This is a genomic window from Kineosporia mesophila, assembly GCF_021129235.1.
GTDB classification, from domain to species: Bacteria; Actinomycetota; Actinomycetes; order Actinomycetales; family Kineosporiaceae; genus Kineosporia; species Kineosporia mesophila.
The window spans coordinates 184595-196761 of sequence record NZ_JAJOMA010000016.1; the positions used below are offsets into that span (position 1 = coordinate 184595).

At 68.5% G+C, this 12167-nt stretch carries 11 protein-coding genes; 7 read left to right on the forward strand and 4 right to left on the reverse strand.

All coding sequences use genetic code 11. The features are described from left to right. Nucleotides 1-200: 200 nt before the first annotated feature. The gene (locus LR393_RS22700; RefSeq protein WP_231486162.1) at nt 201-551 is read left to right on the forward strand and encodes a DoxX family protein; all 351 of its coding nucleotides are present in this window, start codon (nt 201-203) and stop codon (nt 549-551) included. On the opposite strand, the gene LR393_RS22705 is transcribed toward LR393_RS22700, so the two are convergent. Then, complete coding sequence (locus tag LR393_RS22705) at nt 552-1166, reverse strand: TetR/AcrR family transcriptional regulator (RefSeq protein WP_231486163.1); 615 nt, start codon at nt 1164-1166, stop codon at nt 552-554. A gap of 93 nt (nt 1167-1259) precedes the next feature. On the opposite strand from LR393_RS22705, the gene LR393_RS22710 reads away from it, so the two are divergent. Beyond that, nucleotides 1260-2003 (forward strand): SDR family NAD(P)-dependent oxidoreductase, encoded by a 744-nt coding sequence (locus LR393_RS22710; protein ID WP_231486164.1) that lies wholly within the window; start codon nt 1260-1262, stop codon nt 2001-2003. A gap of 7 nt (nt 2004-2010) precedes the next feature. Here the strand turns inward: LR393_RS22710 and LR393_RS22715 are convergent, their stop codons facing one another. After that, nucleotides 2011-3210: an ROK family transcriptional regulator gene (locus tag LR393_RS22715; protein WP_231486165.1), complete on the reverse strand. Its 1200-nt coding sequence runs from the start codon at nt 3208-3210 to the stop codon at nt 2011-2013. 111 nt (nt 3211-3321) lie between these two features. On the opposite strand from LR393_RS22715, the gene edd reads away from it, so the two are divergent. Then, nucleotides 3322-5244: a phosphogluconate dehydratase gene (gene edd / locus LR393_RS22720; protein WP_231486166.1), complete on the forward strand. Its 1923-nt coding sequence runs from the start codon at nt 3322-3324 to the stop codon at nt 5242-5244. Beyond that, nucleotides 5241-5888, forward strand: coding sequence for a bifunctional 4-hydroxy-2-oxoglutarate aldolase/2-dehydro-3-deoxy-phosphogluconate aldolase (gene eda, locus LR393_RS22725; protein ID WP_231486167.1), 648 nt, complete (start codon nt 5241-5243; stop codon nt 5886-5888). Before edd ends, eda begins: the two co-directional genes overlap by 4 nt. 65 nt (nt 5889-5953) lie before the next feature. Here the strand turns inward: eda and LR393_RS22730 are convergent, their stop codons facing one another. Beyond that, entirely contained in the window at nt 5954-7783 is a 1830-nt protein-coding gene (locus LR393_RS22730; protein ID WP_345718831.1) for a family 16 glycoside hydrolase, read from the reverse strand. A 347-nt stretch (nt 7784-8130) separates the two neighbouring features. On the opposite strand from LR393_RS22730, the gene LR393_RS22735 reads away from it, so the two are divergent. The 3 genes from LR393_RS22735 to LR393_RS22745 are packed head-to-tail and all read left to right on the forward strand — an operon-like array spanning nt 8131 to nt 10709. Next, the gene (locus LR393_RS22735; protein WP_231486169.1) at nt 8131-9714 is read left to right on the forward strand and encodes a methyl-accepting chemotaxis protein; all 1584 of its coding nucleotides are present in this window, start codon (nt 8131-8133) and stop codon (nt 9712-9714) included. A 51-nt stretch (nt 9715-9765) separates the two neighbouring features. After that, nucleotides 9766-10197 carry a hypothetical protein gene (locus LR393_RS22740; protein WP_231486170.1) on the forward strand — a complete coding sequence of 144 codons (432 nt, stop codon included), beginning with the start codon at nt 9766-9768 and terminating at the stop codon, nt 10195-10197. After that, nucleotides 10194-10709 (forward strand): GAF domain-containing protein, encoded by a 516-nt coding sequence (locus LR393_RS22745; protein WP_231486171.1) that lies wholly within the window; start codon nt 10194-10196, stop codon nt 10707-10709. Before LR393_RS22740 ends, LR393_RS22745 begins: the two co-directional genes overlap by 4 nt. Here the strand turns inward: LR393_RS22745 and LR393_RS22750 are convergent. Then, complete coding sequence (locus LR393_RS22750) at nt 10697-11857, reverse strand: MSMEG_0565 family glycosyltransferase (protein ID WP_231486172.1); 1161 nt, start codon at nt 11855-11857, stop codon at nt 10697-10699. The two genes, LR393_RS22745 and LR393_RS22750, sit on opposite strands and share 13 nt — an antisense overlap. Nucleotides 11858-12167 lie beyond the last annotated feature (310 nt).

Genomic DNA, 12167 nt, shown 5'->3' on the forward strand with positions numbered 1-12167 from the left:
TACCTAACGGCTGCCTAACGTCGAAGGAATGCCAGAAACAGCCGAGATCGAGCTCGGTGTCTACTCTCTGACCGATGTCGGCACCGGTGACAACGCCGCGCAACCGACGTCCTCGAGTCGATCGAACGAGTCGCCTCCGACGTCGCGCCCGTACTGCGTCGCGAGAACCACTCCCCCATCAACCAGTACCGAGGTCTGACATGTTCATTGCCTACACCGCTGTCGCCGTCGTCCTGGCGCTCATGAACACCGGCACCGCCACCGCGAAGATCCGGGGCCTGGAGCCCGCCGTCTCCGGAATGAAAGCTGCGGGCGTCCCTCAATCGTGGTTCGTGCCGCTGGCTCTGCTCAACCTGGCCGGTGCCGCGGGCCTGCTGATCGGTATCGGATGGCGGCCGCTGGGCATCGCCGCCGCGACCGGGCTGTTGCTGTATTTCTTCGGTGCTCTCGGTTTTCACATCCGTACCGGGGAATTCAAGGGCGCCCCGATGGCCCTGGTGTTCGCCGTACTGTCCGCCGTGGCCATCGGTCTCGGCGTCGCGTCCACCTGATCAGGGGCGCGTGAACGGCCAGCCCACCAACGCGGTGTCGGCGATCTCCTGCAGCTCCTCGCGGTTCAGTCCGCTGGCCGCCTGCACCGCGATCCCGAACGCCACCGTCATGACGTACCGGGCGAGCCGGGCCGCGTCCGCACTCTCCGGCAGGTCTTTCTCGTTGACGGCCTGCTGAAAACGGTTCTGGAGCAGTGCTCGTCCATCATTCCTCCAGGCCGCGAGGGCATGGTGCGCCGCGCTCCCCAGATCACTGATGGCCAGCGCCCCCTGGACCCCGAAACACCCGGACGGCCAGTCGGGTTGGGTGGTGGTCCGGACCGAACCGTCCAGGAACGCCTTCGCGACGGCCTGGGCGGCCGGTTCGGTCACCGCGCGCCGCCCGTAAGCGGCCGGGCCCTGGTCGTAATGGGCCAGCGCCTTGAGGAACAGCTCGTCCTTGTTGCCGAAGGCCCGGTACATGCTGGTCTTGGTGATACCCATGGCCTCGGTGAGGTCGGTGAGGCTCGCCCCGTCGTAGCCCCGCTCCCAGAAGACCCGCATGGCGCGCTCCAGCGCCGCGTCGGCGTCGAAGCCTCGTGGACGGCCGACCGGGGGCCTTCTGTCTTCCTGCACGACCTCACTCTACTACTTCGGTACCGATCGGTCCCGATGTGTTACGGTCATATTCGGTTCCGATCGGTACCGAAGTAACGAGAGGTCATGGCCATGAGTCAGCTTGAGGGCAAGACCGCTGTCGTCACCGGCGGCAGCGACGGGATCGGCCTGGGCGCGGCCGTTCGCCTGGCGCAGGAGGGCGCGCACGTCTTCATCACCGGCCGCCGCGAAGCAGAGCTGGACGCGGCCGCCAAGATCGTCGGCTCGGCGACCGCCGTGCCCGGCGACATCTCCGTCCCCGCCGACCTGGACCGGCTGTACGAGGCCGTCCGCGCCCGGGGCCGAGGTCTGGACGTGCTGTTCGCCAACGCCGGGATCGGCGGGTTCGGGCGCCTGGACGAGATGGACGTGGACCTGCTCGACCGGATCTACCAGGTCAACATCCGCGGCACGTTCCTCACCGTGCAGAAGGCCCTGCCCCTGCTGAACGAGGGATCGTCGGTCATCCTCAACGCCTCCGTCCGGGCCGACGACGGCTGGGACGGTTTCGGCGCCTACGGGGCGAGCAAGGCCGCGATCCGCCTGTTCGGCCGCACCTGGGCCAACGAACTCAAGGAGCGCGGCATCCGGGTCAACACGGTCTCGCCCGGCGCGATCTCGACCCCGGCCGTGGGCAAGATCGTCGGGAAGGAGAACGCCGAAGCGGTGGAGGCCACCTTCCGGGCGAAGGTTCCTCTGGGACGCCACGGAACCGTCGAGGAGGTGGCGGCCGCGGTCTCGTTCCTCGCCTCCCCCCAGAGCAGCTTCGTGCTCGGCACCACCCTCTACGTCGACGGTGGGGAGAACGGCATCTGAGCCGCCCTCAGGCCCCCGCCCGCAAGGGCGACCGGGGATGCGCGATGTTCAGGCCGAGGCGGTCGTCGACGGCCCGGGGGCTGAGGACGCGTCGCAGGGCCAGGACCGCCGTACCCCGGGTTCCGGAGTCGGCGCCATGAGTTGCCGCCAGGACGTCCAGGTCCCGGGCGGCCACGGTGGTGGCGTCGCGATAAAGGGTCTCCCGTAGGCCGGCCACGAGCAGGTCGTAGGCCGGGGCCATGTCGCCGCCGACGACGATGACGGCCGGATCGAGCAGAGTGACGGCGGCGGCCAGGACCGCCCCGATCGCCTGCCCGCTGCTGCGGATGGCCCGGCGGGCCACGACATCGCCTTCGAGGGCGAGGCTGACGACGTCGCGGACGTGCGCGACCTCGCGGCCCTGGGCCGTCAGGTCGCGCACCAGCGCCCACCCGCCGGCCACCGCCTCGAGGCAGCCGCTGTCGCCGCACCGGCACGGCACGTTGTGGGCGCCGCGGTACTTCACGTGTCCGATGTCACCCGCCGCACCCCGCGCTCCGTGCTGCAGAACGCCTCCGGCGACGATTCCGGCGCCCAGGCCGGTGGACGCCTTGACGATCAGGGCATCTTGATAGCGGGTGAAGTGGGCGTCGAGTTCGGCCAGGGCGATCGCGTTCGTGTCATTCTCGATCACCACGGGCGCGGACGAGAGCTCGGCGAAGTAGGGCGCGATCGGTACGCCGTCCCACCCGCGCATGATCGCCGAATTGAGGCTCGTACCGGCCACCGGGTCGACCGTGCCGGGGATGCTGACACCGATCCCGAGCACATCCGCCGGGTCCCGCCCGACCTTCAGGAGCAGGGCCCGCAACCGGCTGACCGCCCTCGGCAGCACATCGGCCGGGCCCTGCCCGACTTCCTGCTCGAGTTCGTCGGCACCGAGAACCCGCCCGGCAAGGTCACATACGGTGAACTGGGCGCGGCTGCGCCCGATGGCGGCAGCGAGCACCAGACCCGCGCCGGCCTCGAACTCCAGACGCTTGGGCGGGCGCCCGACACCGATCCCCGGTGACTCCGTCTCGGCCACCAGATGGGCCTCGACCAGCGCGTCCACCCGGGCCGCGACCGCCGTCCGCGACAACCCGGTCAGCCGGGCGACCTCCGCGCGCGACCGGGCTTCCCCGTCGCGCACCAGCTGAAGCACGTCACCGGCAGTGACCGCCGTCACAGTGCCTCTCACTGACCGATCCCCCGCACCGTTTCCACGCGTTCACTCTAATTTAGCTTTCGGAGGACAGGAGTTATGCCTTTCGGAAGCAAAACTGGTTACCCTCGTCACATGAACGGACCCACTGGGCCCATCCCGGCCATCCAGGAGATCACCGCCCGCATCGCCCGGCGCTCAGAGCTCACCCGCACCGCCTACCTCGAGCGCGTTTCCGAAGCCATCGCGGCGGGCCCGGCCCGCGGCCGGCTCGGCTGCTCGAACCTGGCTCACGGCTTCGCCGCGGGTGACGCCCAGGAGAAGACCGCCCTGCGCGGAACCACCAAGCCGAACATCGCGATCGTCTCCGCCTACAACGATCTGCTCTCGGCCCACCGTCCGTTCGAGAACTACCCCGCCCGGATCAAGAAGTCGGTCATCCGCGCGGGCGGCATCGCGCAGTTCGCCGGCGGCGTGCCGGCCATGTGCGACGGCATCACCCAGGGCCGCGACGGCATGCAGCTCTCACTCTTCAGCCGCGACGTGATCGCCATGTCCACGGCCGTGGCCCTGTCCCACGAGATGTTCGACGGCGCCATCATGCTCGGGGTCTGCGACAAGATCGTGCCCGGCCTGCTGATCGGCGCGCTGGCCTTCGGGCACCTGCCCACCGTACTGATCCCGGCCGGCCCGATGACCAGCGGCATCCCCAACGGCGAGAAGGCCCGCATCCGTAAGCAGTTCGAGCAAGGGCTCGTCGACCGGCAGACGCTGCTCGAGGCCGAGGCCGCGTCGTACCACGGCCCGGGCACCTGCACGTTCTACGGCACCGCCAACTCCAACCAGCTGCTGATGGAGGTCATGGGCCTGCACCTGCCGGGTGCGAGCCTGCCCAACCCGGGAACCGAGCTGCGTGACGCGCTGACCGATGCCGCCGCGGCGCGGGTCACGGCCGTCACGCCGCAGGGGTCGGAGTACACGCCCATCGCACACGTCATCGACGAGAAGGCTGTCGTCAACGGCGTGGTCGGGCTGCTGGCCACCGGCGGATCGACCAACCACACCATTCACCTGGTGGCGATCGCCCGCGCCGCCGGCATCACCCTGACCTGGGACGACATCAGCGACCTGGGCCGCCTCGTCCCCTTGTTGTCTCGCATCTACCCCAACGGCTCAGCCGATGTGAACCACTTCCACGCCGCCGGCGGCATCGGCCTGCTGATGCGCGAACTGCTCGACGCCGGGCTCCTGCACGACGACGTCCAGACCATTGCCGGTCCGGGGCTACGCCGCTACACCGAGGAGCCGGTGGTCGTGGACGGTGCGCTCGAATGGCGTCCGGGCCCGCCCCGGACACTGGACGCCGACGTGCTGCGCCCGGTCAGCGATCCGTTCTCCCCGGAGGGCGGAATCCGCATCGTGCACGGCAATCTCGGCCAGGCCGTGGTCAAGGTGTCCGCCGTGGCCCCGGAGCACCAGGTCATCACCGCACCGGCCCGCGTGTTCGACACCGACGAGGACTTCCTGGCGACGTTCCGGGCCGGTGACCTCGACGGCGACACCGTCGTCGTCATCCGTCAGCAGGGCCCGGCCGCCAACGGCATGCCCGAGCTGCACGGCCTGACTTCCGCGCTCGGCATCATGCAGGACCGCGGCCGGCGCGTGGCCCTGGTCACCGACGGGCGGATGTCCGGTGCCTCGGGTGCGATCCCGGCCGCCATCCACGTCACCCCCGAAGCGGCCGCCGGCGGACCCATCGCCCGGATCCAGGACGGCGACGTCATCACCCTCGACTGCCTGACCAGTACCTTGCGGGTGGATGTCGAACCGGCCGTGCTCGCCGCCCGGCCGATCGTCACCCGCACCGCGGCACCCGCTTTCGGGGCCGGACGGGAACTGTTCGCCGCGTTCCGCTCCACGGTCGGGCCGGCCGACCAGGGCGCCACCGTCTTCGGCGACGCTCTCGGCATGCTCGGCAGCGCCTCCACCGACAACTCGGCCGGCATCGAGACCGGTATCTCCCTCGACCTCGAAACCAGTGAAAGACGATACGCATGAGCACCGCACAGGCCACTCTCGCCGACACCACCACCTCGCTCCTGGACGTCTCCCCGGTGATCCCGGTCGTCGTCGTGGACGACGTCGAGAGCGCCGTACCGCTGGCCCACGCCCTTCTCGCCGGAGGCGTCGGCATCATCGAGGTGACCCTGCGCTCCCCCGCCGCGCTGGGTGCGATCCAGGCCATCGCCGCCGAGGTTCCGCAGATGCTCATCGGCGCCGGCACCGTCTGTTCCGAGCAGCAGGCCCAGGATTCGGCCGCCGCCGGTGCGCGGTTCCTGGTCAGCCCGGGCAGCACCGACCGTCTCCTCGACGGCCTGGAGCGCGTCGGGCTGCCGTTCCTGGCGGGCTGCGCGACCCCGTCAGACATGATGCGGCTCCTGGAGCGGGGCATCACCGAGGCCAAGCTCTTCCCGGCCACCGTGGTCGGCGGAACGGCGCTGCTCAAGGCGGTGGGAGGCCCGCTCCCCCAGTTGCGGTTCTGCCCGACCGGCGGCGTCACCCCGGAGTCGGCGCCGGACTTCCTGGCCCTGCCCAACGTCGGATGCGTCGGCGGAACCTGGCTGACGCCCAAGACCGCAGTGAAGGACGCCGACTGGCAGCAGATCACGGCGCTGGCCGCCGCCACCCGGACCCTGCGGTAGGTCCGGACGCAAAGTACCGCCCCGGCCGGATTTCCGGCCGGGGCGGTACTTTGCGTGGGGCTGGATCAGAAGGTGACGGCCTTGCCACCGAAGGTGGTGACCAGCTTGCCGGCCGTGTCGAACGACCAGGCGAAGGCACCGCTGTAGGCGGAGCAGCGAGAACCGTTGCTACCCGAGTAGAACTGGTTCGAGCTGTCGGCCGTGCCGGAGATCTTGTCGTTCGACCCGCTCACCTTGAAGCGGCACGAGGTGTCGCTGGTGAACGTCGACGTGCCCTCGTCGAACGCGTAGTTGCGCTCGGCGTTGTCGACGCTGAGGTTGTTCGCGATCGTCATCGAGCCGGGGTTGCTGTTGTACGTGAAGCCGTGGTGGCCGTTGTTGTAAGCAATGCTGCGCTTGACGATGTGGTTGACCTTGATGTCCGAACCGCCGAGCTTGAAACCGTTCCGGTCACCCGAGGCGTTCACCGTGCCGTTGGTCAGCGTGCCGTTGCCGTAGGACAGCGAGTCCTCGATGGTCACCGGCGAGATGGCACCGGTGTCGGGCTTGGCGAAAAGATCCCAGCCGTCGTCGATGTTGTTGTGCGACACGGTGTAACGGAAGACGTTGTTGGCGCCCACGGTGAGCTTGGCGGCGAAGCCGTCCGCGTCCTCACCGTCGGGGTCGGCGTTGTCGTGCGACTCGGAGCTGAGCACCAGGTTGCTGGCCGGCCAGTCCGCCTTCGCGACGGCCGAGGAGACCCGGGAGATCTGCAGGCCGCTGTCGCGGTTGTAGGCGGTCACGATGCGCTCGATGGTGTTGTGGCTGCCACCGACCGCGATGCCGTTGTCACCGGCCTTCTGCACAGTGAATCCGTACAGGTGCCAGTAGTTGCCGTTGAGCGCGAGACCGCGGTTCGAGTCGGCCGTGGCCATCGCCGAGAAGTCCAGCACCGGCTTCTCACCGGGGTACGCCGAGATCGTCTTGAGCGCACTGGCCGTGCCGTTGTTGCCCGCCGCGATGGTCTGCGTCGCGGACAGCGAGTAGGTGCCGCCCCGCAGGTAGATCGTGCCGCCGGCGGCCACCTTGGTGATGGCGTTGGCCAGGGTGGTCGGGGCTGCCTCGGTACCGGCCGCACCGGCCGTGCCCTTGGGCGACACGTACAGGGCCCCGGCCACCGCGGAACCACTGGACGTGGTGGTCACGGGGGCACCGGTGGTCGCCGTGGCGGCGGGCTTCGTCGTGGTGACCGGCGCACTCGTGGTCGTCGTGGTCGGCGTGGCGACCGATCCCGTGGTCACGGTGAGGTCGTCGAAGCTGGCGGTCGCGTTCCCGGTCTGCAGACCGATGCGGCCGGTGGACGCGAGCGAGCTCTTGACCGTGCCCACGACCTTGCCGTTGACGCTACCGGTGACGGTCGTGCCGGAGACGCTCAGGCTGAGGGTGTACCAGGTGTTGTTCGAGACGGTCTGCGCCGAGGTGGCGAGCACGGTGACGGTACCGCTGCTCACGGCCTGGAGCTGGACGGCGCCCGGAACCAGCGCGAGCCGGTAGAAGGTCGTCGAGCTCTTGGCGCGGGCCAGCACACCGACGAAACCGCCGGTACCGATCGAGAGCGGCTTCACGCGACCGGCGACCGTGTAGTCGGTCCAGGAGGTGTCACCGGCGAACTCGCGGGCGTTCTGGCTGCTCGCGTTGCTCTGGCGCAGCACCTTCGTGCCGTCGGTGGCGATGGCCCACGTGCCGCCCGACTTGGACCAGGCGCTGGTGCTGCCGGACTCGAAATCGGCACTGAACGCGCTGCCGGACGGTTCGGCGGCGTGAGCGCCGACAACAGTGACACCGGCGCCGATCAGTGTGACCAGACCGGCCACACCAGCGACCTGCCAGCGCCTACGAGCACGAAACTGAACCATGGGTGGTCTTTTCCCTTGTACGACGATCACCGGACGAGCTGACTGGCCCCTAGTCGTTGGGGCGGCGGGAAAGGTTGCCTGCCATCACCAACACGCAGAAAAGTCCGGGGTCGACAGAAGCGCGACGGTCGGACATTTAGTACGTGGACCTGCGGAACGGGTGAGACCGCCCGCCACCACTGCCAGGCAGCCGTACGGGCTACTTCTCCAGGAGGGGTCACCCGACGGTTTTGCCTTCGCCGATCAAGCAGTCAGCACTTGTCGTCGATCAGTCATTCGTCGAAGCAACAAACACGGCCCGGGAGAAACTCGGGTCCGGTGTTCTGGCAGAGGGAGCACGAACGTCGATGGGCGGATGGCTCACCAACCGGCGGCTGATGACCAAGATCAGCCTGGTCGCCGGGCTCATGGCACTGGTCGCCGGGATCGTCGGCGTTCTGGCGGTCTCCCGGATGGCAGACATGAGCCAGGACGCCGAGAAAATCTATTCGGATGCGCTCGTGCCCATTCAGCAGATCGCTGATGTGAACATGGATATGCAGGCTACGCGCCGCGACGTGCTCAATCACGCGATCTCTCAGGACGACGCACGGAAGGCCAAGTACGACGAGGCCATTGCCGCTGATGACAAGAAGTTCGATACGGACATCGCCGTCTACGCCAAGGCCCCGGCCAGCTCCGAACTCCTGACCGAGTTGCGCGAGGCCTGGAGCAAGTACCGGAAGGTCCGGGACGACCAGCTTCTGCCGGCCAGCCGACGCCGGGATGCCGCCGAGGTCCAGCGTGTGCGGGACAAGGAAGCCGCCCCCTTCGCCACCCAGGCGGAGGAAGCCGCGGACCAGCTCACGGCACAGGAGACGACCGCCGCTCAGGAGCGGCGCGCCAGCGCACTGCGTTCGTACCATTCCGCGCGCCTGCTGATCGTGCTGGCGCTGGCGGCCGGCATCACTCTGGCGCTCCTGATGACCTGGTGGGTGAGCCAGTCCATCCTCAAGAGCCTGCACCTGGTGTCGGAGGCCATGAGACGTCTCCGCAGCGGGGATCTGACGCAGAACGCTGAGGTGCCCGGGCAGGACGAGTTCGCCGGCATGGGAGCGGACGTCGACGTGGCCATGTCGACACTCCGTCGCACGGTGTCGGATCTGGGCGGAACGGCCGGGGTTCTGACGGGCGCCGCCGATCGCCTCTTCGAGGTGTCCGGCCAGCTCACCACCGGAGCGGCCGAGGCGTCGTCGCAGGCTGAGTCGGCGGCCGAATCGGCAGGCGACATGAACGGCAACATGACGTCGGTCATGGCCGGTGCGGAGCAGATGTCCGCATCGATCAGCGAGATCAGCACGAATGCCGCCCGCGCCGCCGCCGTGGCCCAGGAGTCGGCTCGCGTCGCCGACCAGACGAACCACGAAATCCTTCAGCTGAAGGAGGCTTCCAGCGAGATCGGCGAAGTGGTCAAGCTGATCAGCTCGATTGCCGAGCAGACGAATCTCCTCGCCCTGAACGCCACGATCGAAGCCGCGCGAGCGGGTGAGTCCGGCAAGGGGTTCGCGGTGGTCGCCGGTGAGGTCAAGGAGCTGGCCCACCAGACGGCCAGCGCCACCGAGGACATCACCAGCCGCATCAGCCTGCTTCAGGTGACCAGCGACTCGGCGGCCCAGGCCGTGAGCCGGATCAGCCAGGTGATCGAGCAGATCAACGAGTTCTCCACCACCATCGCTTCCGCGGTGGAACAGCAGTCGGCCACCACGCAGGAGATGAGCCGTTCCATCAGTGAGGCCACGACCTCCAGTGAGCACGTGATGACGGTCTTCGGCTCGGTGGCCGAGGTCAGCTCGGCGACCGCCAGCAGCGCGCTGTCCAGCCAGAAGGCGGCCGAGGACCTGACCCGGGTTGCGGAGTCACTCAACTCCTCCGTCAACGCGTTCCGCTACTAGGCCCAGAGCAGCCAGCCCAGCTGACCGATAGCTCTCGACGGGAGCACAACCATGACAGCACAGCCCGAAACACCACAGCCGGTGGTAACCGTGCCCCGGCCGGTGCTACCGGATACCACCGGGAAAAGTGGCCCCGGAACAGTCTCTCCGGGCCGGGGCACCCCGATGATCTCGGAATCGGTCCCGGATGACGTGGAAGCGGAGGCAGCACATCGGTACGGCCTCGCACTGCCGGACCTCGCCGAGGTCCGCGCGGCCCTGTCCAACGTCTACGGCGACAAGGCGGACGACCTGTGGGCCGACCTGCTGCGCCGATGCGGACTCCGGGGTCACGAGACCAGCCGCGACGCACTGCAGAAACTGTTACAGACCATGAAGAGCCAGGATCCGGTGATGGCCTTGTGCGCCCGCGCACTCAGTATCCGGCTGGACACCTATGACCATCTGACCGCGGCATATCACATTGTGAGGAGCGCATCATGAGTACCGTCAAGGAACGTCTGGGCCGGCTGGACCGGATGCAGGAGCTCACGCACTACGACTTCGACGCCCCGGGCCTGAAGCCGGCTCTGGACGCACTGTCCTGCGAGGCCACCGAATACTTCAGCATGCCGGCCTCCCTGACCAGTGTCGTGCTGGACAGCGCCCAGATCATTGCCGGTTGCCACGGACTGCGGAACTGGATGCAGTCGGTGGCCGGCATGCCGGTCGAGTGGTCGTTCTGCGCCGATGTCGTCCTGGCCGCCGAACCGTTCGTGGTCACGGACACCTCGGCCGACCCGATCCGGCGTGAGCACCCAGCCGTCACCTTTGAAGGAGTCGGAGCCTACGCCGGCGTTCCCCTCCTGACCCCCAGCGGCCATGTGCTGGGCGCGTTCTGCGTCATGGGTGGAGAGGCCCGGACCTTCACGGACACCGAGTTGACCCATCTGCGCGAACTCGGCGACGAGGCCGCCCGGCTGATGCTGGCGGAGCGACGGCTCTATCTCGACTGAGCACTGGGCTCAGTATCCCGGATCGATCTCCCCACAGGACGGCCCGGTCCGGATGCCTCAGAGCCGACGGGCGCCCCCTCGTCCAGCAGACGCCGGTACAGGGACAGGTGCGCGGCCGCCGCATCGTCCCAGGAATGTGATGCGGCCAGGGCACTTCCCCGTTCCCGCCGCGCCGGGTCGACCTCACCGGAGAGGTCGGCCAGCAGCCCCGTGGCCAGGGTCGCGGGGGACGCGGCGAATCGCACACAGTCCCCGAACACCTCGCGCAGCACCGGCAGATCACGCACGATCACCGGGCGCCGGGCGGCCAGTGCCTCCATCGCGGCCAGACCGAAACCCTCGGCGGTCGAGGGGAAGGCGAAAGCGGCGCTGGAGGCGACCAACCCGGGCAGGTCGTCCTCGGCGACCGTGCCCAGCACGGTGAACTTCACCCCCAGCCGCCAGGCCTCCCGGTCGACGGTGGACCGATAGTCGCGGTAGTCGAACAACGTCTCCCCGCCGGCCACGAGCAACCGCACCCCCGGACGTACCGCCTGCACGATCCCCATCGCCCTCACCAGGTCGATCGTGCCTTTGCGAGGCTCGATACCGCCGACCGCCAGCACGAAGTCGCCGTACTTCTCCCGCCACGAGCAGTCAGGTACCGCCGTGGCGAAGCGGGCCGCGTCCACACCGTTCGGGATGACCGTCGCCCGCAGGCCCCAGCCGTCGTAGAGCTCACCGGCCACCGCCGAGGAGACACAGACATGGGCGGCCGGCTGCACGATGGCCCGCTCGTGACAGGCCGCCAGCTCGGCCGTGGTGAAGTGGTCCAGGTGGTGCACCGTGCGCACCTTGCCCGGCACCGCATTGGCACTGATGCAGTCCTGGGCGTGGATCACGTCGTACGACCCCTCGAAGGCCCGGCGAAGGGCGTCGATCGACCGCAGGACTCGCTGCCCGACGGTTTGGCCGTCCACGGACGGGAACGGCACGGCCCGCACGGTCACCGCCGGATCCACCGTCCGGAAGAAGGCTTGGTCGCCACCTCGCGCCAGCGTCCAGACCGTCACGTCCTGCCCCGCCCTCGCCAGTGCCTCGGCCAGGGCCAGAGTGTGCACCACACCACCGCGCGGCTTGGTCGAGTAGGTGAGCAGGCTGATCCGCATATCTTCAGCATGCCTCCAAAACCTTTGACCAGCAACGAATCCACAGCTTGGCCGAAGAAGACTCAACGTTTACGTGCGACATCCAGAAGTGTTCCGGATGAAACACTTCGGTAATCGTTGCTCTCTTCACTGGAAGACATGAAGGCAACGGACGACCTCTCGGGTCACCTGCTCGCCGGTGGCCTCGACGGCCGGCACGTCTGCGTCGCGGTCATCGGCGGCGGCCAGGCCGGCCCGGCCGCCCGCCCCTGCCTCACGACCCCCCCGATCGACCACGTCCTCCTCGAGCGCCATCACGTGGGCTTTGAGT

Excerpts from the sequence above, each read along its gene's own strand:
- LR393_RS22730 (WP_345718831.1), bottom strand. The coding sequence starts at position 7,783 with ATGGTTCAGTTTCGTGCTCGTAGGCGCTGGCAGGTCGCTGGTGTGGCC.
- edd (WP_231486166.1), top strand. The coding sequence starts at position 3,322 with ATGAACGGACCCACTGGGCCCATCCCGGCCATCCAGGAGATCACCGCC.
- LR393_RS22700 (WP_231486162.1), top strand. The coding sequence starts at position 201 with ATGTTCATTGCCTACACCGCTGTCGCCGTCGTCCTGGCGCTCATGAAC.
- LR393_RS22745 (WP_231486171.1), top strand. The coding sequence starts at position 10,194 with ATGAGTACCGTCAAGGAACGTCTGGGCCGGCTGGACCGGATGCAGGAG.
- eda (WP_231486167.1), top strand. The coding sequence starts at position 5,241 with ATGAGCACCGCACAGGCCACTCTCGCCGACACCACCACCTCGCTCCTG.
- LR393_RS22710 (WP_231486164.1), top strand. The coding sequence starts at position 1,260 with ATGAGTCAGCTTGAGGGCAAGACCGCTGTCGTCACCGGCGGCAGCGAC.
- LR393_RS22735 (WP_231486169.1), top strand. The coding sequence starts at position 8,131 with ATGGGCGGATGGCTCACCAACCGGCGGCTGATGACCAAGATCAGCCTG.
- LR393_RS22740 (WP_231486170.1), top strand. The coding sequence starts at position 9,766 with ATGACAGCACAGCCCGAAACACCACAGCCGGTGGTAACCGTGCCCCGG.
- LR393_RS22750 (WP_231486172.1), bottom strand. The coding sequence starts at position 11,857 with ATGCGGATCAGCCTGCTCACCTACTCGACCAAGCCGCGCGGTGGTGTG.